This window comes from Collinsella sp. HCP28S3_E12 (assembly GCF_052065595.1).
In the GTDB taxonomy this organism is placed as follows: domain Bacteria; phylum Actinomycetota; class Coriobacteriia; order Coriobacteriales; family Coriobacteriaceae; genus Collinsella.
Genome location: NZ_JBQHTS010000009.1, coordinates 1 through 23,419 on the forward strand (window position 1 = coordinate 1; position 23,419 = coordinate 23,419).

Below are 23,419 nucleotides of genomic sequence, written 5' to 3' on the forward strand. Positions count from 1 at the left end.
ACGAGGAGGCGCCAGGTTAAACTGAAGGGACTGACCCCGGAGGAGTTCCGGAGACAGTCCCTTGCGGCGTAGTTCTTATTTAAGCCGTCCAGGTTTTGGGGTGCAGTTCAATTTGGGACGGGGCTCTTTTGGCTGCTCATGTGGTAGCATCGGGTCTCATATAAATGAGGGAGTGGTCGTGTAATCGGGTTCGCCCGCAGAGAGGGGGCCAGACTATGGGACTCGCAGAGCTCGTGTTGCTCGCCGTTGGCCTTTCGATGGACGCCTTTGCCGTTTCCATCTGCAAGGGTCTCGGCATGAAAAAGATCAACCTTAAAGTCGCCGTTGTGCTCGGCCTGTTCTTTGGCGGCTTTCAGGCCGGCATGCCCGCAATCGGTTGGGCACTCGGCAGCCAGTTCATGGGCATCATCGGTCCCATCGACCATTGGATCGCCTTTATCCTTTTGGCCTTTATCGGCGGCAAGATGCTGTGGGAAACCTTTACCGAAGACGAGAATGAGGACGAAGGCGACGGCAAGGATGCCGAAAAGATCGACCTGGGCGAGTACCTAATCCTTGCCATCGCCACCTCGATTGACGCGCTCGCCGTGGGCATCTCGTTTGCCGCGCTCTCGGTCGATATCGTGCCCTCTGTATCACTTATCGGCGTCACAACGTTTATCTTCTCCGTCGCCGGCGTAGCGATCGGACACACCTTTGGCGCGCGCTACGAAAAACCCGCCACCATCGTGGGTGGCGTCGTACTCGTCCTCATCGGGCTTAAGATCCTGCTTGAGCACCTTGGGATCCTCGCACTGTGACGAATAACGGCCGCCCGGCATTACGCCAGGCGGCCGTTTTCATAGCCAGCCGTTTTAGAGCGGCTTAACCAAGGCGACCTTTACGCGGCAAGGCGCTTGAGGACGTCGATGAGCAGCTCGTAGAAGCGCTCGGCAGAAGCGAGCTCCATGCTCTCGTCCGGGGTGTGGACATCGGAGAGCGTCGGGCCCACGGCGATGGCGTCCAGGCCGTGCAGGGCCTCGGCAAACAGGCCGCACTCAAGGCCGGCGTGAATGGACTCGATGCGCAGCTCGGAGCCAAAGAGCTCGCGATAGCTCTCGACAAAGACGTCGCGGACCGGTGAATGCTCGGCATAGCTCCAGCCGGGATACTCGAACTCAAACTTGGCGTCGAAGCCCAGGACATCGGCCAGCGTCTGCAGGCGGTCCTTGAACTCGTTCTGCAGCGAGGTGATCGAGGAACGCGGGGACAGCATGATCTTGACCTCGTCGTCAGAAGTGGCAACCACACCGATGTTGGAGGAAACCTCGACGGAGCCGTCGGTAGCAACGTTGCGGCGGATCACGCCATTGGGGGCAAGACGCAGGGCGCGGATGAGGGCAAGCGCGGACTTCTCGTCCATGGCCTCGACCTCGGCGTCGTCGGCAATCTCGATAGTGCAGGTAAAGCCGGGGTCGAAGACCTCGAGCTCGGCAGTGACGTCGGCGATAATGCCCTTTGCGATCTGGGCCGCGGCCTCGGCGGCAGCGTGGTCGGCGTAGACCAGAACAGCCTTGCACTCACGGTTGATGGCGTTGTCCTTGGTGCCGCCGTTAAAGCTAACGATGGCGGGCTCGCCGGCAACCATCAGGCGGTCGATGATGCGGGCCATGATGAGGTTGCCGTTGCCGCGCTCCAGGTGGATATCGCTGCCGGAGTGACCGCCTAGCAGGCCGGAGATGTCGAACGTGAGGGTACTACCGGTCTTGTGCTCGCGCGCGATCGGGCAGGTGTAGGTAACGACGACGCCGCCGGCGCAGCTGACGGTGGCAACGCCCTCTTCCTCGGAGTCAAGGTTGATCATGGTGCGGGCGCTAATCTGGGACTTGTCGAGCGTCTCGGCGCCGACCAGGCCAGTCTCCTCATCGGTGGTGAATACGCACTCCAGGGCGGGGTGAACAATCGAATCGTCATCGAGAACAGTGAGCATCAGAGCAACGGCGATACCGTTGTCGGCGCCCAGCGTGGTGCCGTTAGCGGTGAGAACGCCGTCCTTGACGAGCAGGTCGATACCATCGGTCGTAAAGTCGTGCTCAACGGAGCCCAATTTGTCGCACACCATATCGATGTGGCCCTGAAGCATTACGGTCGGGGCATTCTCGGCACCGGCAGATGCGGGCTTGCGAATGATGACGTTGTAGACCTCGTCCTGGTACACATCGAGGCCGCGCTCCTTGGCAAACGCAACCAGGAAATCGCTGATGCCCTTCTCGTTGCCAGACCCACGGGGGATCGCGCTGACCTCCTCAAAGAAATGGAACAGCTGGGCGGGCTCATAGCCGGTGATCTTGTAGTCCATGGTGCCTCCTTGGCGCAACTGGTTAGACAATAAGACATGCGCCTTGTATATTCCCAGACTTCGTTTGCATAAACCAGTCGAAAACGCCGAGCGCTCTCGCATCATCGGCTAACGGCGGAGAAACGCCACTTTATTAAGATAAAGCAGGTAGACGGACCGCGCCGAAGGGACGTTGGACCCTTCAACCAACTTCAACGCTTGATCAACGCTTATGCATACACCGTTGGTATGTTTAATGAGATTTACTTTGAACGAGGGCCTTTCCAACAGAAAAAAGGGCGCTCCTTTGGAACGCCCTCGTGGACACAAGGTTTTGTCACGCCCTACAGCGCGCCGGAACCGGCTTGCATCATGCCGCCGGGGCCCGAGCTTACGCCACTGCTCACAGGCGCGGCGTTTCCGGTGTGCGGCGCTTCCGGAGCGGTATCGCCCCCAAGCGCACCTGCCGGACGCGGCGCTGGAATCTCGCCCGTACCGTGGCTAAAGACGAACTTGCCGTCGGCCACGTCGCATAGGACGGTATCGCCGCTGCCCCACTCGCCGGCCAGCAGCTCCTCGGACAGCGGATCCTCGATGAGCTTTTGGATGGCGCGGCGCAGCGGACGTGCGCCGTTGGTGAGGTCGGTACCCTCGGCTACGATCTTGTCGTAGGCCGCATCGGTGAGTTTGATGTTCATGCCGTTGGCAATCAGGCGCTGACGCAAGTCGTCCACCAGCAGGTGAGCGATCTTGGTCAGGTTCTCGCCCGAAAGCTTCTGAAACACCACGATGTCATCGATACGGTTGAGCAGCTCGGGGCGGAACAGGCGCTTGAGTTCGCCCATCGCACGGCCCTTAATCTCGCTCGAGGTAAGACCCTGCTCACCGGTGGTGCCAAAGCCAACGCTCGCATCCTGCGCAATCTCGCGGGCGCCCACGTTGGACGTCATGATGATCACGGTGTTGCGGAAATCGACCGTCTTGCCCTGGCTATCGGTCAGGCGACCCTCCTCAAGCACCTGCAGCAAGATGTTGAAGATATCGGGGTGCGCCTTCTCGATCTCGTCGAACAGCACGACCGAGTACGGGTGACGGCGAACGGCCTTGGTGAGCTGACCGCCCTCGTCGTGGCCCACGTAGCCCGGGGGGCTACCGATAAGCTTGGAGACCTCGAACTCGCTGCCAAACTCCGACATGTCGAAGCTGATGAGCGCGTCCTTGCTGCCAAAGAGGTACTCGGCGAGCGTCTTGGCGAGCTCGGTCTTGCCTGTGCCGGTAGGACCCAAGAAGATGAAGCTGCCGCCGGGACGACGCGGGTCCTTGAGCGGCGAGCGGCTGCGGCGCACTGCCTTGGCCACGGCCTCGACAGCTTCATCCTGGCCGATAATGCGGGTCTTGAGCACGCTTTCGGTCTGCAACAGACGACGGCTTTCGCTCTCGGTGAGCGAAGACACCGGCACGCCCGAGGTCACGGACACGATGTCGGCAACCTGGGCGACATCGATGGTGAGCGGGCTGGCGTCGAGCTCGGCCGTCCAAGCTGCCTTGGCCTCGGCGAGCTCAATCTCGGCAGCCTTCTGCTGCTCGGTAATCTCGGCGGCCTTGTTCATGTCGTCGCCCTCGGTGGCCTCCTGCGCGGCAGCCTTGAGCTCCTCCACGCGATGCTCGGCCTCGCGCACCGGCTCAGGCGCACGGTTGGCGGCAATGCGGGCGCGGGCGCCGGCCTCGTCGATGAGGTCGATGGCCTTATCGGGCAGGAAGCGATCCTGGATGTAGCGGTTGGAGAGGTTCGCGGCAGCCTCGATGGCACCCTGCGTATAGCGCACGTGGTGGTGCTCCTCGTAGCGCGGCTTGAGCGCGGTCAGGATCTTGACCGTGTCCTCGACGCTTGGCTCCTCAACATCGATGGTCTGGAAGCGGCGCTCGAAGGCCGGGTCCTTGGTGAGGTACTTGCGGAACTCCTCGGCCGTGGTGGCACCGATGATCTGGAAAGCGCCGCGCGCGAGCACGGGCTTGAGCATGGAGCTTGCATCGATGGATCCCTCGGCAGAACCGGCACCGATGATGGTGTGCATCTCGTCGATAAACAGGATGACGTCGTCGGCTTCGGTTGCCTCCTGGATCACGTTCTTGAGACGCTCCTCAAACTCACCGCGATACTTGGCGCCCGCGACAAGACCCGGCAGGTCGAGCGTCCAGATGTTCTGGTTCATAAGGTTCTCGGGCACGTTGCCGGCAGCGATCTGCTGCGCCAGGCCCTCGACGATGGCCGTCTTGCCCACGCCGGGGTCACCCAAGATAAGCGGGTTGTTCTTGGTGCGGCGCGAAAGGATCTCCATCATGCGCTGGACTTCCTTTTCGCGACCGATCACCGGGTCGAGCTCGCCGTCGCGCGCCTTCTGCGTAAGGTTGGTGGCGAACTGCTTGAGCGTGTCGGTGCCGTCCCCCTTTTGCTGTGAGGCGTCCGAGCCGCTAAAGAACGGCAGGCCTGCACCGGGACGCCCGGCACCGGCACCGGCGAGCGGGCGCTTCTTGTCTTGATCCTTGGCGGTAAGCTTCTCGATGGCTTTTTTAATGGAAGCGGACGAAACACCCAGGCGCATGAGAATGTCCATGGCCATGCCGTTGCCCTCTTCGACGATACCGATGAGCAGGTGCTCGGTCGACACATAGGTCTGGTTGTTCTCGCGCGCCACGCGGAAGGAACGCTCCATCACGCTGATGACGAGCGGCGTAAAAGCGAGCTTAGCTGCCTCGGTCTCCTCGCTGGGCTCGGGAACGGTGGTCTGGACCTCCTTGAGCGTGTCCATGATGTCATCGTAGGAGATATCGAGTGAGCGCAGTGCCTCGGCGGCAATGCCTTCGTCCTCCTTGGCGAGCGCGAGCAGCAGATGCTCGGTACCCACCTTATTTGAGTGAAGATCGAGCGCCTCCTGCTTGGCCATGGACATGACCTTGCGCGCGCGATCGGTAAAACGGTCCAACATGCTAGTTCCTCTTAGACGAGCTAGTTTTTCAAACGCAAAGCGCCACTCGTGGCGGCGCTTTGGTCTCTTTACCCATATGGAGTATATGTTAACCGCTGTGGCCTTTTCCGCGTGCAGCCATACGACAACGTCTACAAAAAAGGAATCGCCGGGTGCGGCGGGCGCTCTAGGTTAGAGGCTCTTGCCTAGAGGCGGGCTCGGCGTCCATGCTCTCGGCATCGTCATCGTCGACATCGGCAGCGGGAGCGCCCGGCATACGTACGAGCTCCATATGCTGCTCTTCAAAGACGGTTCCCATGGGGAAGGCGCGTCGGAAGACAAAGCGAGCAACCCCGGCGTGACCAGGAATTTAAAAGCGAAACCCTTGGCAAGGGGGCTGGCAACAAACCAGTCGCAGCACATGGCAAAAATGTAGGCAACGGGGAAGCCGAGCCACGCGGCGGCAATGACCTCGCCGTTGATGGCCCTATGCTGCAAGGCAACGTTGTAGATGCTCATCCAGAGCACCATGCAAAAGCACATGATAAAGGTAAACAGCAGGCTCTCTCGTTTATTGATAGGCATAAAGGGCATGGTCCTTTCTGTGTTGCGCCGCGGCGCCGCCAACAAAAACGGGCGGGCGAGATGGAGTTACTGGGACTTCATCTCGCCCGCCCGTGGTACGTGCGTCTGCGACTACTTATGTGGTGGAACTACCCTAACACGAACAGCAAACGCTTCGTAAGCGTTGAGTTTATGAAGATGCAGGGCACCGATAATCCCCCGACCCCATAAGTTGCAGTGGAATACGGACTGTTTTGACCCTTTAAGCAGCAATTCAGTCCCTATTTCACCGCAACTCATTTGGTGCAAAGTAACCTGTCCCCCTTGTACCAATTAGCTGGTGTAGCGCCAGCGAGGGTCGGTGAGCGTACGCGCCACACCCAGCCCAACGGGCAGAAACGCTACGATGAGCACTGCGCGCACAAACCAGCCGAGCATATTGACTGTGTCGAAGGTGCACATGTAATACATAGAGCGATAGAGATACAGACCGGGCACCATAATGACAATCGAAGGCACCGTGAGGGCGATGCGCGGGTAGGTGAGCTTGACTTCGGCCAAGCTTGCCAGCAGACCCGATACCAGCGCGCCGATAAACGCTGCTGCCTCGAGAGGCATTCCCGTGCTGAGGCCCAGGAAGGGAATCATCGTCGGCGCATCGACAAGGGTCAGACGCAGGGTATTGGACACGGCGCCGATCAACCCAGCTGCCGCGGCCATCTTTACCGGGCTGTTGAACATCACCGAGAAGCCGAATACGCCAACGAAGCTCATCACCACGCGCAGGAGCGTAAGGGCAAGCGGCGAAAGGCCCAATGGGGCAAAGTCGTCCGGCGCCAGTCCCACACACTCGGCAACCATCCAACCTACGAGGGTCGCCATCACAATAATCGACACAGCATACGAAAGACGCTCGATACCGCTTCGCATGTCGAGCTTAGCGATGTCGAGACCTGCCGTAATAAGCGGAAAGCCAGGAATCACAAAGAGCATGGCGCCGATATAGCCTTCTTGGTGCGACATTGCACCCGGAACAACCTGGGCGAGGCCGAGCAATGCCAGCAAATATGAGATACAGGCCAGTGCGACACCGAGCGTCAAAGCGCTGAACTGACCAAGGCCTTGCTTGAGAATATGGGAGCGGGCAAAGTTGCCGACGCCCGCGCCCACGAACGCGCATGCCATCTCAATGGGACCGCCACCAAGTAAAAAGACAAAGGCGCCACAGGCGCAGGCTGCCGCAAGGCCCTGTTGCCAGGGCGCGTAATCAGGTTTTGAACTCTCAACGGTCTTGAGCATCTCGTGATACTCGTGCACCGTGAAGCGACGACCATAGGTCTCGATTTCCTTGAGGAAACTCTCCATCATCCAAATGCGATGGGTGTTGACGCCGGTTGTCGGCAGACTGACGACCTCGTTAAAGCAGTGGCCATCTTCGATGCAAGTACACTCAAACGACAGGAGACTTAAGTCAACATGGATGGTGACACCGAGTACGGCGGCGACTCGATTCATGGTATCGCGTACGCGCCAGGCACCCGTTCCACTCGCGAGCATAAGCATACCGGTGCGGCAGACGATGGATGATTTATCGGTGAGCGGCGCATCGACGGCAAGTTCATCGCCTGCCGTCACGATCTGGTGCCAGTCAGTTTTCATATAGAGCGCGCCGGCACGAACGCCGTGGTGCATGGGGGCTCTCGAAAGCAGCGAGTTAAGGCGCGAAGACTGTGGGGACTCCGTTGATTCGTCCTCAACCTCATCAGTCTCTTCATCGACCAGATCAAAGGAATCAAGCGGCGCTGGCTCGCGACGGTCGATCAGCTCCTCGTCCTCATCATCAAAGTAATTGAACTGATCGAGCATGTCCTCTTCGATTGCGCGCTCGCTCGCATCGTCCATCCCGGTGCTCCCTTCCTATCGACTAACCCCCATCCTAGACAGCGACGGCTAAAGGAAACATAAAAGAGACGGCTGTCATGCGAGCCATGCGTGCAATAGCCATTGGGTAGTCATTGGGGACGTTCTTGAATGACTAGTCGTTTATGAACGTCCCCAATGACCACTCCGACAACGTCGATGTATTGGCAACGCCAGCGAGCGACGTCCAGGGCGAACAAGTTGGCATGAAAAAGGCAAGGCATAGACCTTCTGGTCATGCCTTGCCTTTTGAATGACAAATTGTCGCCCTGGGCGGCGCGCAGCGTCGGCTGGTCCGCCGTTCGGTAGAACGGCGGAACCAATTAGTACATCTTTGCGCCGGCGGGAATGGAGGCGTCGAGCTGGATCAGGTTGAGGCGCTCCTCGCCCTCCTCCTCGTGGATGGCACTGATGAGCATGCCGCAGCTGGGGATGCCCATCATCTTGCGCGGTGGCAGGTTGGTGATGGCAAGCAGGGTCTTGCCGACCAGGTCCTCGGGCTCATAGTATTCGTGGATGCCGGAGAGGATGGTGCGGTCGGCACCGGTACCGTCGTCGAGCGTAAAGTTCAGCAGCTTCTTGGACTTCTTGACGGCCTCGCATGCCTTGACCTTCACAGCGCGGAAATCGCTCTTGGAGAAGGTATCGAAATCGACGAACTCCTCAAACAGCGGCTCAACGGCGATCTTGGAGTAATCGAGCGTGGGCTTGAGCGACTTAACGAACGGGCTCGCGGCGTTGCCGGCCTCGGCAGCCTTGGCGGCAGCGGCACCGGACTGGAAACCCTTCTCGGGCTTCATGTGCGGGAACAGCAGGACATCGCGGATGGAAGCCTGGTTGGTGAGCAGCATGACCACGCGGTCGATACCGATGCCAATGCCGCCCGCGGGAGGCATACCGTACTCGAGGGCGCGCACGTAGTCCTCGTCATACTCCATGGCCTCATCGTCGCCGCCGGCCTTCTCGGCCATCTGGGCGGCAAAGCGCTCAGCCTGGTCGACCGGGTCGTTGAGCTCGGAGAATGCGTTGGCGTACTCGTGGCCGGCGATGACCAGCTCAAAGCGGTGGGTCAGACGCGGATCGTCCTCAAAACGCTTGGCGAGCGGGCTGACCTCAATGGGGTAATCGCACACGAAGGTCGGGTTGACGATGGTGTCCTCGCCCAGCTCATCGTAAATCTCGGCGATGATCTTGCCGGCAGTCCACTCGGGCTTGATCTCCAGGCCCTTCTCGCGCGCGGCGGCAGCAAGCTCCTCGACAGGCGTGTCGATGGTGACCTTCTTGCCGAGCACGTCAGAGACAATATCAGTCATGGGGCGGCTTGCCCACTCACCGGAAAGATCGATGGTCTGACCCTGGTACTCGATGACCTCGGGGTTGCCGATGGCCTTGTTGGCAGCCTTGATGACGCCCTGGGCGAGCGCCTTCATACCCTCGAGATCGGAGAAGGCACGGTAGGCCTCCATCGTGGTGAACTCGGGGTTGTGGGTGAGGTCCATGCCCTCGTTACGGAAGATACGACCGATCTCGAAGACGCGCTCAAAGCCACCGACGATGCAGCGCTTGAGGTGCAGCTCGGTAGCAATGCGCAGGTAGCACTCCTGATCGAGAGCGTTAAAGTGCGTGATGAACGGCTTAGCCGTAGCGCCACCCTGAATGGTCTGCAGGATGGGGGTCTCGACCTCCATGTAGCCGTCGGACTCCATAAAGCGACGGAAGGTGGAGAGGATCTGCGAGCGCTTGCGGAAGGTCTCGCGGACATCGTCGTTGGCGATCAGGTCGACATAGCGCTGACGATAGCGGGTCTCCTTGTCGGAGAGACCGTGGAACTTCTCGGGCAGCGGGCGAACGGCCTTGGAGAGCAGGGTCGCGCTCTTAGGGGCGACGGAGAGCTGGCCGCGCTGAGTACGCACAACCACACCGGTCACACCCAGGATATCGCCAAGGTCGAGGGCCTTGAGCGTATTCCAGGCTGCCTCATCCATGTCGTTGATGCGGCAGAACAGCTGAATCTCGGCCGTTGCGTCGCGCACGACGATGAACATGATCTTGCCCTGACCACGCTTGGCGACCACGCGGCCGCCGATCTTCACGACGTCCTCGGTGTCTTCGCCATCGGCAAGATCGGCATACTTAGCCTCGATGTCGGCAACGTAGTCCTCGATCTCGGAGTGCTCGGGATAGGGGTTCTGGCCCGCCTCGAACAGGGCGGCGCGCTTGGCCAGGCGCGTGGCGCGCTCGTCGTTGAGCGTCGATGCCTGCTCGGCGGCGTTCTGGTTCTCTGCCATAAGTTAGCTCCTCAAACTAAAACGCTCCCCAGGATTCGGTCCCAGGGAGCGAAAACATACCTTTACGCGGGACCGTGGTCTAGCGTGCGATCTTGGCGATGGTGTAGACGCGTGTCTTGCCGGAAGGCGTAACGACCTCGACGGAGTCGCCCTCGCCGTGGCCGATGATGGCGTGGCCGACCGGGGACTCGTTGGAGATCTTGTGCTCGAGCGAGTTGGTCTCGGTGGTACCGACGAGCGTGACTTCCATGACCTCACCGTTGGGATCAATCAGCGAAACGGTGGAACCGATGGAGACGGTCAGATCGCCCGTGGTGGCAGCAACCTGAGCGTTGGCGAGAATAGCCTGAATCTCGGCAATGCGGGCAGCATTCTGAGCCTGCTTGTCCTTGGCGGCATCGTACTCGGAGTTCTCCGAAAGGTCGCCAAACGCGCGGGCTTCCTTGATGTCCTCGACGATCTCCTTGGCGTAATCGCCCTCACGCCAAGCGAGCTCCTCGACGAGCTTCTGGCGGCCCTCAGCGGTCAGTACGATCTGGCTTGCGTCCATACGGATATCTCCCCAACTATGATGTAACAATCAACTGTCAACATAACGAAAAAGACCGGCTAGCCTGCGGGCAAGCCGGTCAGGTGCTCACCCCAAAGGGATGGGACTACTCTGCGTCCGCGTCGCCGTCCTCTGCCTTCTTTTTCTTGGCGGCGGCGAGCTGGGCCTCGAGCTCTGCGATCTTCTTGTCCTCCTCGGACTCCTCGACCACAACGTCCTCGGCCTGCTTGGTCTCGTCCTTATCGTCGCCCTCCATACCCTCGCGGATATTCTTGACGGTAGAGCCGAGGGACTTGCCGAGCTTCGGCAGGTTCTTGGGCCCGAAGATAATCAGGACAACGACGAGAATAATGATGAGCTCAGGAGCCCTCAGTCCAAACATGTAGACCTCCACAAAACAGCGAGACAAGCTCGAATGAGTATACCGCGGGTATCGCGGTATCACAACAATAGCTAAAAAAAGGGACCGCAAGAAGCGGTCCCTCCTCATGCTCTGGTCGGGTTGACTGGATTTGAACCAGCGACCCCTGCGTCCCGAACGCAGTGCTCTACCAAACTGAGCCACAACCCGTTAGCTCGACTATAGTAACAAAGATTTTCGCTGCGTGCTAGAGAAATTTTTATTTCTTTGGCGCGTCGATTTGAACCGTTTTGGGAATAAGCTCAGTCGCGCAGGACCACCAGCCATTTTGCTGGGCGGCGTCGACAAGCCTTTCGGCCGTGGCGGCGGTGTCGCAAATGGCAAACGAGCAGGCACCCGACCCGCACACGTCCACGGCAACGGTTCCCTCCTGTTCGCTCAGCCAGTCGAGAACCGCCTGGATCTGCGGCTCCATCAAAGCAGAAATGACGCCCAAGTTGTTATGGATGAGCGAATACGCCATCTTTGCATCACTCACGCTAAGAGCCGATGCAATGGCACCGGGCGCAGTCGCGGGCACCGGGGCCTCGTCAAAACGTCGATAGGCCTCAATTGTAGAAACGCTCGCCTCCCGCGGCTTGACCAGCACAACGGGCGTCACAGGAAGCGCGGGGTACTCAGTTGCCAGAACGTCTCCCCCACCCACGTAGAATGCGGGGCTCGTATGCAAAAAGAACGGCACGTCGGCGCCGATGCCACGCGCAATCTCATCCAGCGCAGGATCAGTGCGGTCGATGCCCCACAGCTCAGCCAGGGCAACGATAACCGCCGCGGCATCCGTCGAGGGGCCGCCCAGGCCGGCGCACAGCGGGATGCGCTTCTCAATCGTCACGCACACATTTGCCTCGCGCCCGAAATGATCGGCCATGGCGACGGCGGTGCGGTAGGCAGTATTCTTTTGCATGGGAAAATCTGATGCCGGAACCGTCTGGACGGTCAACGCCTGCGCCGGCGTGACCGTCACGGTATCGGCTAGGCCGACAGCTGCCATCAGGGAATCGACTTTGTGGTAGCCGCGGGTATCGCGCTCGGTATGAACCCCCAGGTAGAGGTTAATCTTTGCCGGCGCAGTAAGGATGAGGGACCGATCGGTCACCGTTAATGCTCCTCGAGCTGGTTGCCGAGCGGAGTAAAGATGTGCTCGCCGCTCTCGGGGTCGAACAGTTCAACCTGACCGGTAAGGACGTCGATGTACTGGTAGGACTGACGCGACTTGCGGCCGCGGCGCTCGTCAACCTCGACGATAAAGACAGCCGGGTGGACGCTCTTGATGGTACCCATGCGCTCGACAACGCGGGTACGGCCCATGTTGGCCTTCACCTTGACGCGATCGCCCACCATATCGGTCAGCTTCTCGTGGATGTCGTCGACGTAATTGACTTCCATCTCTTCCATGAACAGGGCCTCCAGAAGGTGCAATTCAAAAAGGGGATAATACCCCTAAGATAGACAAAACTCTAATACTATAGCACCCTGTTACAACCCCACGCAAGTAGCTAATTAGGCTACTTACAGATTGTCGGTATCGAGGACAATGGTGAACGGGCCGTCGTTGACCAGGTCGACTTTCATGTCGGCGCCAAAGATGCCGTGCGCCACGTGGTCGACGTCCTGGGCGACGAGCGTCAGAAAGTACTCATAAAGCTCGTTGGCGACATCGGGCGCGCCAGCATCCGTAAACGACGGACGACGGCCGTGGCGGCAATCGGCAAACAGCGTAAACTGCGACACCACGAGCACCTCGCCGTCGACATCGGCAAGCGCCAAGTTAGTCTTGCCGTTCTCGTCCTCGTTGATACGCAGCCCGCGGAGCTTGCCCCATAGTTTATCGGCCTCGGCACGCGTATCGCCATGGCCCACGCCCAGCAATACCAGATAGCCGCGCCCAATGCGGCCCACGCACTCGCCGTCGACCGTCACACCGGCGTTGAGCACGCGCTGCACCACCGCACGCACGGCCTACTCCTCGCCCGTGAGTTTGGCGGACAGGTGCTCGAGTGCATGGAAACGATGGCTGATGGCGTTCTTCTCGTCCGCTGTGAGCTCGGCCATAGTCTTGCCCGGCGTATCGACCGGCAGGAACAGCGGGTCGTAGCCAAAGCCGTGGTCGCCGCGGCCCTCGTGTGCGATAACGCCCTCGCAGGCGCCCTCGCCATAGGTGACCAGGCCGTCTTGGTCGATGAGCGCAACGACACTCATAAAGCGTGCGGTGCGATCCTCGTCTGCCACGCCTTCCAGATTAACGAGAAGTTTGGCATTGTTGGCGGCATCATCGCCGTGTACGCCCGCATAACGCGCGCTATACACACCCGGCTCGCCGTCCAGCGCATCGACGACCAAGCCGGAATCGTCGGCGATGGCCATAAGGCCCGTCTCCTCGACCGCAGCCTGCGCCTTGATGATGGCGTTCTCCAAAAACGTCGTGCCGTTTTCCTCGGGGTCCTCAAAATCGCCCAGCTGGCCGAGCGCCACAAAGCGCACCTCGGGCATGACCTTGCCCAAAATGGCCTCGATCTCGGTGAGCTTATGGGCGTTACCCGTGGCCACAACAATGGTCGCCGCCGGGTCGAGGGTGTCGATGTCAATCTTCTCAAGTGCCATAGCTGGCCTCCTTGTCTCTTATAGCAATGCCGTGTAGAGGACGACGAGGGCCTCGGCCTCTCCCCTCTCAATCAACGGCAGTCTTATACTTCGGCGTTTTCGCAGATTAAACCTGCCAAAATCAACATCCCCTTTTGGCAGGTTAGGCGAGGGCTTGACGCTGAAGCTCGATGAGCTCGGCGATGCCCTTGTCGCCCAGATCGAGCAGGGCGTTGAGACGCTTGCGGTCGAAGGGCGCCTGCTCGCCGGTACCCTGGAGCTCGATCATCTCGCCGGAGTCGGTGGCGACGAGGTTCATGTCGACCTCGGCGTGGCTGTCCTCGGAATAATCCAAGTCGAGCAGGGTGTTGCCGTCGACGACGCCCATGGAAATAGCGGCAACCTGACCGGTAAGCGGAATGCGCTCGAGCTTGCCCGCCTCGACCCACATGGCAAGGGCGTCGTGCAGCGCCACCCAGGCGCCGGTGATGCTCGCCGTACGCGTGCCGCCATCGGCCTGGATCACATCGCAGTCAACGGTAACGGTGTACTCGCCGAGCGCCTTCATGTTGACAACGGTGCGCAGGCTGCGGCCGATCAAGCGCTCGATCTCCATGGAACGGCCCTTGCGGTTGGCATGTTCGCGCTTGCAGCGCTTGCCGGTCGACGCCGGCAGCATCGCATATTCCGCCGTTACCCAACCGGCCTTGGCGCCCTTGCGCCAGCCCGGAACGCCCTCCTCGATGGTGGCGGCGCACAGCACGCGCGTGTCGCCAAACTCTGCCAGGCACGAGCCGTAGGCGTGCTTCATGACGCCGCGAGTGAGCTTAACGGGACGCAGCTCGTTTGCGGCGCGGCCGTTGGCGCGGTTGACCTGCATATATTCCATGGAACTATCCTTTCGGCAAAAGAGTGGCGAAGACTCCGGCGACATTGCGTGCCTAACCGAGTTCGTCGATATCGACATGCTCGATGCTTTTGAGCGGCTGGCCAAAGATAAAGCTGCCCGCCACCGCAAACTCGGCAATGTTGTCGGACGTGGTGGCAAAGCGATGCTGCGGCTCGGCGGTGTTGCCCGCCAGCTGCTCACGGCGCGTGAGGATATCGGTCAGCTCGCGGGTGGTCTCCTCGGCGGAGCTCACCACGCGCACCCCGGGCCCCAACGCATGACGGATGGGGCCCACCAGCAACGGAAAGTGCGTACAGCCGAGCACCACGGTATCGATGCCACGATCGTGCAGTGGCTCGACTGTGGCGTTGACCAGCGCGCGAACGGCTGGCGTATCAAAAATATCCTCGTTCTCGAGCCACTGCTCCTGCAGATGCGCACCCGAGGCGAGCTCGTGCTCGACAACCTCGACAAAGCTCGAGGCAGGGCAGCCATACACGTCCACGCCGGCATCCAAGTCCTGGATGGCGCGCGTGTAGGCGCCCGAGCGGATGGTGAGGTTGGTGGCGAGCACGCCCACACGGCGCGTGCGGGTGCTGTTGATGGCGGCACGCGCGCCCGGCGCAATTACGCCAATCACGGGGGCATCGAGCACCTGCTGAGCCAGACGAAGCGCCGCTGCCGTCGCCGTATTACAGGCGATGACCATGATCTTGACGTCGTGTCTCGAAAGCCATCGCCCCGCCTGTAGCGCAAACGAGCGCACCTCGTCCTCGGTGCGGGTGCCGTAAGGGCAGCGCTTGGTATCGCCAAAGTAGTAGACGGACTCGTGCGGAAGCGCCGTCGCAATCGCGCGCGCAACCGTCAAGCCGCCCAGGCCCGAGTCGAACACGCCGATGGGGCGCGTATCACCGGCCAGATTCTCGATATCGGACATTACCTCACCAGATTCTCTCTCGAAAAGATATGGCCAAGCGTAACGGCACCGCGCTATGAACGGGCCGCGACGAGCAGCTCCGCCGTCGCCGCCCAGCCGTCAACGATCCTGCCACGTGTGACAAAGGCGTTATCGCAGGACGCAAGAAACTCGGACGCGCCGGCGCTGGTCAGACCGTTCTCGACCAGGCAGAACGTGCCCACGTGGTCGGCCATGTAGAAATCAGACTCGGAATCGCCGAGTGCCAGCGTCTCGTCGCGCTCGATGCCCAGATGCTCGCAGAAACGCGCGACCGCCACGCCCTTGTCGAGACCCGACGGATTGATGTTAAAGGCACGACCGTCCTCGACGCGATCGAGCTCGAGGGTCGTCGGCTTGGACAGATGAGTCAAGTGGCCGTTGCAGGCCCAGACCAGACCGCAGCCGGCCTCGTCGAGGATGGCCTGCGCCTCGTCATCGGGAATATCGCCGCGCATGCCGACGGTAACCTCGCGGTACTTATAGCCAGTCGACATGTCGTTGTGGTACTCGATCTTGTGCGGCCAGCGAGCGAGAATCTTCTCGCACACGCCGGTCTGCTCAATCACCTGGTGCGGCGTAAGGCCGCAGGCGGGGTCGTAAGGCATGTCGCCGGTCAGATACTCCCAGTCGTTGGCCTTGAGGTCGTACATGACCAGGCCACCCATCTCGCCAATGTAGGAGTTGAGGCCGAGCACGCGGGCATCTTCGTGGATCATGGTGCGGTTGCGACCCGAGGTGGGAATTACCTGGATGCCAGCGCGGGCAAGCGCCACGACGGCCTCGACGAGCTTGGTCGAGGGATTGCCGTCGTTGTCGCGCAGCACGCACGAGCCGGGCGCGAGCATCGTGGCGTCCAGATCGGTAAAGACGTACTTGACCTTGGCAAGGCGCTCGCGCATCTCGCCCGAAAGCTCGGCAACGGTCGGCAGGGTGTTGTGGGACATGGTCACTCCATTTATTACGTAGAAAAGACTTAATCTTGGTACCGCGTTTTCCCTAAGGTGAACACGCTTGAGAGGCACCGCATCATCGGGCGTCGATGATTCGCAAACGCCATCCTAAAGGCAGCGGCGCTTAGGCGTCGTACGCCGCAAGGATGCGCTTGAGAACCGAGCCATCACGCTCGCAGGGCTCGGGTCCGTTCTTGCGCAGCATGCACTCCTCCTCGCCCTTGCCGGTCACGATAACCACAGCGGGGCGGTCGGTCTCGCGCACGGCCGTCTCGATAGCGGCGGCGCGGTCGCACACGATCTGCCAGTTATCGTTTCCCTGCGCCTGGACATTGCGCGCAATCTCGGCGCAGATGTCCTCGACGTCCTCGGGGCCCGGGTCATCCTCGGTAATCACGATGCGATCGGCGTATTTGCCGGCAGCGATACCCATCGTAGTACGGCGATCGACACCCTTGCCTCCCGTTGCACCAAAGACAACCGCCAGCTCGCGCTCGGGATAGTTCTCGCGCAGGTCGCGCAAAAGCGTCTCGAGGCTCATGCCGTTGTGCGCATAGTCAACGACGCCCAAAATCTTGCCCGATGCAGACGGATAGAGCTCCATGCGACCGGGAACAAAGACGCCCTCAAAGCCATGGACGATGCCCTCTTCGGAAATGCCGAGGGCCTCGGCGCAGGCAATAGCGGCAAGCGCATTGGACACGTTGAACTTGACGGGCGTGGGGATCACGATGTCACGCGTAAAGCGCGGCGTGCGGACCGTGGCGATCACGCCGCAATCGCCGTTGCGAATGGCCAACGCACGCACGTCGGCGCGTCCATCGGTCAGCGAGAACGTCACCGTGCGCTCGCAGCGGGACGCCGCCTCGAGCACGCGGTCGACGTGGTCCATATCGAGGTTGACCACGGCAAAGCGGCTCTGCGAAAAAATCTTGAGCTTGCTGGCAAAGTAATCCTCGAGCGTGGGGTGCTCGATCGGCGAGATATGGTCCTCACCGATATTGGTAAAGGCGCCCACTTCAAAGTCAATCTTGCCCGTACGCTCGTATTTGAGGCCCTGGCTCGACGCCTCCATGACCAGCCACGGAGCGCCCGCCTCGGCGGCATGTGCGATACGCGACTGCAAAAGGAAGGACTCGGGGGTCGTTAGCTTAGAAGGACCGGCCTCGATACCGTCATCGAACTCGATACCCGTGTTGAGGGCTGGTCGATGACGGCCCGTGAGCTTAGCCTCGTTGGCGAGAATGCCACGCAGATAAAAGCTGCAGGTCGACTTGCCCTTGGTGCCCGTAAAAGCGCAGACCTTCACCTTGCCCGAGGGATGACCGTAATAGGCGTCCGCCACCACAGCGAGCGTACGGCGGATATCGTTGACGATCACAGCGGGAATATCGACGTCGTAATCAACCTCGGACACGTACGCCACGGCGCCTTCGGCAATCGCCGAGACCAGATACTCGGGCTTGAACGCACGGCCCTTGCAGACAAACAATGTGCCCGGACGTACCTGGCGCGAGTCGTCGGTCGCAAACTCGATGCGCTGGTCGCAAAGAGTATCCGGCTTGGAAACAACAAGGGCCTCGGCCTCGAGCAGCTCCACATAGCGCATCAAAGCCAGCTTCTCCTTCGTCGTACCCGACATATAACGACCTTTCTCGCTAAACCTAACCTTAAAAGAGCAAAAACCGTCCCAGATGAATCCGGTCGCGCCCCTGTATTATCAACCATCCTAATATGCCACCTGACCTTGCGAGTGTCTCAGCACCCTAAAAACTTGCAAGGACCAGCGCACGGTTAATTCGAAATAACAAAACCCCCGCCCTACAAATGCGCGCGATGCGGGGATGACCAGTGAGTTTGTCATGCTCTACAAGGACACGTCGCTGCTTTCGAGCGTCGGCGTCATGGAACTCATGCTGTTCTCCAAAAACCTCACGGCCACCACGGGCAACATCACACCCTACATTTGCGCCGCACTCTACTATCTGGTTGTGACGATTCCGCTCATCCACGTCGTCGCCAAGGTAGAGCACCGCCTTGCCAAGCGCGGCAAGCGCTAGCCCCTCTCGCGCTCTCGCACACAGTAATCGTCGCAGTCACGGCCCGCCGCTTCACCCAACGTGCGGGCCGTGGTTTTTCGGTCCCCTCGGCGCTTATGCCCCATCACGAAGCAAAAGATTGGCATGATAGTAAGGATTGATTGATATCGACTGCTGCAAACCTTGCGGCAGCGCACCTAAGCCGTCAGCAGAAAGGATCTTGCATGTGCGGTTTTGTCGGTTTTACCGGTACAGATGAACAGAGTGAGCTGGTTCTCACGGCCATGATGAATCGCATCATCCATCGCGGGCCGGATATGGGTGGCCAGCACATCGTCGATAACGTCGCCCTCGGCTTCCGCCGTCTTTCGATTCTCGACCTTTCCGAGGCTGGCGCTCAGCCCATGTCGAGCGATGACGGCAAGGTCACCATCGTCTTCAACGGCGAGATCTACAACTTCCAGGAGCTTCGCGCCGAGCTCGAGGCTGCCGGCTACGTCTTCCACTGCAACGCCGACACCGAGGTCCTGGTGCACGGCTACGAGGAGTGGGGCGAGGACCTGGTCAACCGCCTGCGCGGCATGTATGCGTTCGTGATTCACGACCAGAACAGGAACAAGCTCTTCGGCGCCCGTGACATCTTTGGCATCAAGCCGTTCTATTACTACCGGGCCTCCGACGGCTCGCTGCTGTTTGGCTCCGAGATCAAGAGCTTCCTGGACCACCCCAAGTTTGAGAAGGCCGTCAACCGCGACGCGCTGCGTCCCTACCTCACGCTGCAGTTCCCTGCCACGGAGGAGACGTTCTTTAAGGGCGTGTTCAAGCTTGCCCCCGCGCATTGCTTTACGTACGACCTTACGACCAACACTATGGACATCAAGCGCTACTGGAGCTGCGACTTTACCGATGACAACTCCAAGAGCTTCGAGGAGTACGTGGACGAGTGCGACAAGGTCGTGCACGAGAGCGTTGCCGCGCACCGCATCGCCGATGTTAAAGTTGGCTCATTCCTCTCCGGCGGCGTCGACTCCAGCTACATTGCCGCCTGCCTCATGCCCGACACCACGTATTCCGTCGGCTTTGACTACAAGAACTTCAACGAGACCAACTACGCCGCCGAGCTTTCCGACAAGCTTGGCATTAAGAACGTGCGCAAGATGATCACCGCCGACGAGTTCTTCGACGCGCTACCCGATATCCAGTACCACATGGACGAGCCGCAATCGAACCTCTCCAGCGTACCGCTGTACTATCTGGCACAGATGGCCGCCGAGGAAGTTACCGTCGTCCTTTCGGGCGAGGGCGCCGACGAGCTGTTTGCCGGCTACGAGTGGTACGAGGACACCCCCGAGATGCGATCCTTCAAGAAGCGCGTGCCGCTCGGCGTGCGCCGTGCCCTGGGCTCGCTCGTTCAGCATCTCCCCTACTTTAAGGGTCACAACTTCCTGACCAAGTGCGCCGAGGTCCCCGAGCGCTGGTACGTGGGCCAGGCAAAGGTGTTCGACCCGTCCGAGGTTGACGAGGTTCTCAAGCCAGCTTACGACACCGGCAAGAACGCCTCCGAAATGTGCGCAGAGTACTACAAGCAGGTCCCCGACTGCTGCGAGCTCTCTAAGAAGCAATATCTGGATATGAACATGTGGCTTCCGGGCGACATTCTGCTCAAGGCAGACAAGATGTGCATGGCGCACTCCCTGGAGCTCCGCGTTCCGTTCCTGGACAAAAAGGTCATGGAGTTCGCCGAGCATATTCCCGCCAACTACCGTGTCAACGAAGAGGGCTGCAAGCTTGTCCTGCGCCACGCCGCCAATCGCACGCTGCCCGATGAGTGGGCAACACGCAAGAAGGTTGGCTTCCCGGTGCCAGTTAAGTTCTGGCTGCGCGAGCAGAAGTACTACGACTACGTCAAGGAGTACTTCACCGCACCGTGGGCTGCCGATTTCTTTGACACCGATGCGCTCATGAAGCTGCTCGACGATCACTTTGAGGGCCGCGCGCTCAACCAGCGCAAGATCTATACCACGCTGACGTTCCTCATTTGGTACAAGCGCTTCTTTATCGACGAGAACAAGGGCACCGAAGTCGCCGCTTAGATTTCGTTATGAATTAGCGGTGAACCCCGCAGGGTTTCCGCTATACTCAATTCCCGCGGGCGATTGGCGCAACGGTTAGCGCAGGTGCTTTACACGCACAAGGCTGGGGGTTCGAATCCCTCATCGCCCACCACTGAATTGGAAACGGTCCTCGCAAGGGGACCGTTTTTGTTTGCGCCCGGTGCATGGGATTCGAACCCGCAAGGGTGCGGAGCTGAGGAAACGCGAAGCGTTTTCCAGCGCAGCACGCGAGGAGCGGAGCGACGAAGCGGGGCGCGGGCGGCGCCAGCCGCACGCGGACATCCCTCATCGCCCACCACTTGATTGAAAAGGCTCCCAGCGATGGGGGCCTTTCTTTTATGCACACGGCCTATCCCAGCCATGGCAAATCGATAGCAAAACGGGCTCCAGTTCGCCCAATCGTGCGCCAAACGGCACGTGACGGTCTGGAACCCGCTTCAAATTGCTATGCCTGATGACGCTAAGCAAAAACACCCGCCAGGATCTCGATTAAGCTGTCCACGTCGGCTTCCTCGCACACGAGCGGCGGCAAGAAGCGCAGTGTATGTGCACCCGTAGCGTTAATCACCGCACCAGCCACCAATGCGCGAGCCACAACGTCGTGCGCATCACCCGCAGCATCGTCCAAATCGCAGCCGAGCATTAGGCCGCGACCGCGCACCTCGGTAACATGCGGCAGCTTGGCGAGCCTTGCCTCCATATAGGTACCCACCTTGGCGGCATGGTATGCGTAGTCACCGCGCACAAGCGCGGAGAGCGTCGCGGCACACGCCGCGATGGCCAAGCAGCTGCCGCCGAAGGTCGAACCATGGTCGCCGGGCTTAAAGATGTCAGCGATTTCTTTCTTTGCCACCACGGCACCCATGGGCACGCCGTCGGCGATGCCCTTGGCAAGACTCATGATATCGGGCTCCACACCATAAGTCTGGAACGCGAACGGCTTGCCGGAGCGGAAAATACCACACTGGACCTCGTCGGCGATAAGCACGGCACCCACCTCGTGTGCCAAGTCGCGTGCCGCAGCCATAAACTCCTCGGTCATGGGATGCACACCGCTTTCGCCCTGGATCGGCTCGAGCATCACAGCGCAAATCTCGCTTCCCAGCTGCTTAAAGATTGCGTGCAGTTCATCTACATCGTTGGGTGTGCATGCCACAAAGCCACCCGGCAGCGGGCGGAAACTGTCCTGCAGCCAATCCTGCATGGTCGCCGCAATGGTCTCGAGCGTACGACCATGAAATCCGCCGCGCATACACACGATGGTGTTGCCACCGTTGCCAGCACGTTTGGCATACAGACGCGCGAGCTTCATAGAGCCCTCGTTGGCCTCGGCACCGGAATTGGCAAAGAACGTCTCCCACACCTGCTCGCCCGCAGTCGGAGCGCCAAGCGCCGCCGCCGTGGTCTCGTCGCCAGCGGCAATCGCGTCGGCAAGCACGCGCGCACCGTCCGCATCGTCGTTGGCGAGCTTGGACAGCAACGCCGCGACCTGGCCGCGCTGCTCAATGTAGAAGTAGTTGGAGACATGCAGGAGCTTCTTGGCCTGGGCCTCGAGCGCCGAGAGCACCGCCGGATTGCCGTGGCCTAGGCTGCATACGCCAATACCTGCAAGAAAATCGAGATATTCGCGACCATCGTCGCCGGTGAGCTTCATGCCGTGGCCCTCGACAAACTCGACCGGCGAGCGGCCAAAGGTTTGCATAACGTAGTGGGATTCGAGCGATTGTTGAGCTGCAAGTGACATGAGATGCCTTTCGTTAAGCGCCAGGTGGCGCGGACTGTGGGTGTAACGGTGTGACGATTTCTAACCAGCTAGACCGTCTGGAGCTTCTCGACCTCGTCGAGGTTCTCGGTCAGGCGCGCCGCAAAGGTCGAAAGCGGGTGCGGGTGCGTATCAAATTCGTAGGCCGTCTCGGTAGAGTGGATCACGGTGCCGACGCCGGCATCGGTCAGCAGCTCCAGGAGCAGCGAATGCGGCGTGGTACCGTTAATGATGTGAGCGCGAAATACGCCGCCGACAAGCGCATCGACGGCCGCGCGCAGTTTGGGAATCATGCCCTTATCGACCTCGCCACCGTAGAGCATCTCATTAACCTCGTCGAGCGTTAGGTTGGAGATGAGCGAGTCTTTATCGCTAAAGTCCTTGTACAGGCCGTCGACGTCGGTCAAAAAGATCGCCTTGTGCGCGTGGAGCGCCGCCGCAACGGCACCGGCGGCGGTGTCGGCGTTGATATTGAAGAAGCCACCGTCCTCCCCCGCCGCGACGGTAGCGATGACGGGAATATACTCGCTATCGAGCAAGTTCTCGATGTAGTCGGTGTTGACATGCGTCACTTTGCCCACGCGTCCGAGCTCGGGGTCGAGCGGCTCGGCGATGAGCGTGCCGGCGTCGCTGCCCGATACGCCCACGGCCAAGTTACCGTGGTGGTTGATTGCCGCCACCAGCTCTTGGTTAACCTTGCCGCCCAGCACCTCGCGCACGATATCCATGGTCGCCGGCGTGGTCACGCGCTGGCCGTTCTTAAACTCGACGGGCATATCGTAATGGCTCAGCGCCTCGTTGATGGCTTTACCGCCGCCATGCACGATGACGGGGCGCATGCCGATAATCTTGAGCAAAACGATGTCGCTCATCACGTCGCGACGCAGTTGCTCGTCTACCATGGCGGCCCCGCCATACTTGATAACGACCGTCTTGCCGGTCAGGTTTTTAATCCACGGCAGCGCTTCGAACAGCAGCTGCGCAGTTGCTTCGTTGGATTCGCCCGAACGACAATCGCGTGCGAATTTCATAATCTACCTCGTCTTTCGTATCGTTATCGCGCTGTGCTCCGCTGCCCGCAATCGCGGCGAGATGCGCAGC

Annotated in this window: 21 protein-coding genes and 2 tRNA genes; 5 read left to right on the top strand and 18 right to left on the bottom strand. The window is 60.2% G+C overall.

All coding sequences use genetic code 11. The features are described from left to right. Positions 1-72: IS3 family transposase (locus tag ACTNBY_RS04870; RefSeq protein ID WP_441015707.1), on the top strand; the 72-nt coding region annotated here is incomplete at its 5' end. A 143-nt stretch (positions 73-215) separates the two neighbouring features. Further along, the gene (locus ACTNBY_RS04875; RefSeq protein WP_441063625.1) at positions 216-800 is read left to right on the top strand and encodes a manganese efflux pump MntP; all 585 of its coding nucleotides are present in this window, start codon (positions 216-218) and stop codon (positions 798-800) included. Positions 801-880: 80 nt separating this feature from the next. Here ACTNBY_RS04875 and ACTNBY_RS04880 read toward each other — a convergent pair whose 3' ends face one another. From ACTNBY_RS04880 to ACTNBY_RS04955, 16 genes are all read right to left on the bottom strand, one after another. Then, the gene (locus ACTNBY_RS04880; RefSeq protein ID WP_441063627.1) at positions 881-2,338 is read right to left on the bottom strand and encodes an aminoacyl-histidine dipeptidase; all 1,458 of its coding nucleotides are present in this window, start codon (positions 2,336-2,338) and stop codon (positions 881-883) included. Between the two features lie 323 nt (positions 2,339-2,661). After that, positions 2,662-5,304 carry an ATP-dependent Clp protease ATP-binding subunit gene (locus ACTNBY_RS04885; RefSeq protein ID WP_441063629.1) on the bottom strand — a complete coding sequence of 881 codons (2,643 nt, stop codon included), beginning with the start codon at positions 5,302-5,304 and terminating at the stop codon, positions 2,662-2,664. Between the two features lie 171 nt (positions 5,305-5,475). Further along, complete coding sequence (locus ACTNBY_RS04890; protein ID WP_441063630.1) at positions 5,476-5,868, bottom strand: hypothetical protein; 393 nt, start codon at positions 5,866-5,868, stop codon at positions 5,476-5,478. 312 nt (positions 5,869-6,180) lie between these two features. Further along, a complete protein-coding gene (locus ACTNBY_RS04895) occupies positions 6,181-7,749 on the bottom strand; it encodes a threonine/serine ThrE exporter family protein (protein ID WP_441063631.1) in 1,569 nt (522 codons plus the stop codon). Positions 7,750-8,090: 341 nt separating this feature from the next. Then, a complete protein-coding gene (gene lysS, locus ACTNBY_RS04900; protein ID WP_154514782.1) occupies positions 8,091-10,055 on the bottom strand; it encodes a lysine--tRNA ligase in 1,965 nt (654 codons plus the stop codon). Positions 10,056-10,134: 79 nt separating this feature from the next. Next, positions 10,135-10,605, bottom strand: a complete 471-nt coding sequence (gene greA / locus ACTNBY_RS04905; RefSeq protein ID WP_006234960.1) for a transcription elongation factor GreA — start codon at positions 10,603-10,605, stop codon at positions 10,135-10,137. 106 nt (positions 10,606-10,711) lie between these two features. Next, positions 10,712-10,987 (bottom strand): twin-arginine translocase TatA/TatE family subunit, encoded by a 276-nt coding sequence (gene tatA / locus ACTNBY_RS04910; RefSeq protein ID WP_195838497.1) that lies wholly within the window; start codon positions 10,985-10,987, stop codon positions 10,712-10,714. Between the two features lie 112 nt (positions 10,988-11,099). After that, positions 11,100-11,176: transfer RNA gene (locus ACTNBY_RS04915), tRNA-Pro, on the bottom strand. A gap of 49 nt (positions 11,177-11,225) precedes the next feature. Then, positions 11,226-12,122: a 4-(cytidine 5'-diphospho)-2-C-methyl-D-erythritol kinase gene (ispE, locus tag ACTNBY_RS04920; RefSeq protein ID WP_441063633.1), complete on the bottom strand. Its 897-nt coding sequence runs from the start codon at positions 12,120-12,122 to the stop codon at positions 11,226-11,228. A gap of 2 nt (positions 12,123-12,124) precedes the next feature. Further along, positions 12,125-12,421, bottom strand: a complete 297-nt coding sequence (locus ACTNBY_RS04925; RefSeq protein ID WP_118206416.1) for a Veg family protein — start codon at positions 12,419-12,421, stop codon at positions 12,125-12,127. A 114-nt stretch (positions 12,422-12,535) separates the two neighbouring features. Beyond that, entirely contained in the window at positions 12,536-12,982 is a 447-nt protein-coding gene (gene dtd, locus ACTNBY_RS04930; protein WP_117797049.1) for a D-aminoacyl-tRNA deacylase, read from the bottom strand. A 3-nt stretch (positions 12,983-12,985) separates the two neighbouring features. Beyond that, on the bottom strand, positions 12,986-13,627 hold the full coding sequence (gene rdgB / locus ACTNBY_RS04935; RefSeq protein ID WP_118206636.1) for an RdgB/HAM1 family non-canonical purine NTP pyrophosphatase: 642 nt from the start codon (positions 13,625-13,627) through the stop codon (positions 12,986-12,988). Positions 13,628-13,769: 142 nt separating this feature from the next. Then, positions 13,770-14,495: a ribonuclease PH gene (rph, locus tag ACTNBY_RS04940; RefSeq protein ID WP_441039003.1), complete on the bottom strand. Its 726-nt coding sequence runs from the start codon at positions 14,493-14,495 to the stop codon at positions 13,770-13,772. A 52-nt stretch (positions 14,496-14,547) separates the two neighbouring features. Continuing rightward, positions 14,548-15,432 carry a glutamate racemase gene (gene murI, locus ACTNBY_RS04945; protein ID WP_441063635.1) on the bottom strand — a complete coding sequence of 295 codons (885 nt, stop codon included), beginning with the start codon at positions 15,430-15,432 and terminating at the stop codon, positions 14,548-14,550. A gap of 53 nt (positions 15,433-15,485) precedes the next feature. Continuing rightward, positions 15,486-16,397, bottom strand: a complete 912-nt coding sequence (locus tag ACTNBY_RS04950) for an HAD family hydrolase (protein WP_427793596.1) — start codon at positions 16,395-16,397, stop codon at positions 15,486-15,488. 130 nt (positions 16,398-16,527) lie between these two features. Continuing rightward, entirely contained in the window at positions 16,528-18,045 is a 1,518-nt protein-coding gene (locus ACTNBY_RS04955) for a Mur ligase family protein (protein WP_441063636.1), read from the bottom strand. A 202-nt stretch (positions 18,046-18,247) separates the two neighbouring features. Here ACTNBY_RS04955 and ACTNBY_RS04960 point away from each other — a divergent pair, with 202 nt between their 5' ends. From ACTNBY_RS04960 to ACTNBY_RS04970, 3 genes are all read left to right on the top strand, one after another. Further along, the gene (locus ACTNBY_RS04960) at positions 18,248-18,463 is read left to right on the top strand and encodes a hypothetical protein (protein WP_441063638.1); all 216 of its coding nucleotides are present in this window, start codon (positions 18,248-18,250) and stop codon (positions 18,461-18,463) included. A gap of 203 nt (positions 18,464-18,666) precedes the next feature. Further along, positions 18,667-20,535: an asparagine synthase (glutamine-hydrolyzing) gene (gene asnB, locus ACTNBY_RS04965; RefSeq protein ID WP_441042422.1), complete on the top strand. Its 1,869-nt coding sequence runs from the start codon at positions 18,667-18,669 to the stop codon at positions 20,533-20,535. A 57-nt stretch (positions 20,536-20,592) separates the two neighbouring features. After that, positions 20,593-20,668, top strand: a tRNA-Val gene (locus ACTNBY_RS04970). Positions 20,669-21,016: 348 nt separating this feature from the next. Here the strand turns inward: ACTNBY_RS04970 and ACTNBY_RS04975 are convergent. Continuing rightward, on the bottom strand, positions 21,017-22,300 hold the full coding sequence (locus ACTNBY_RS04975; RefSeq protein ID WP_441063639.1) for an aminotransferase class III-fold pyridoxal phosphate-dependent enzyme: 1,284 nt from the start codon (positions 22,298-22,300) through the stop codon (positions 21,017-21,019). Between the two features lie 68 nt (positions 22,301-22,368). Then, entirely contained in the window at positions 22,369-23,349 is a 981-nt protein-coding gene (gene argB / locus ACTNBY_RS04980) for an acetylglutamate kinase (protein WP_441054886.1), read from the bottom strand. Positions 23,350-23,419: the final 70 nt, after the last annotated feature.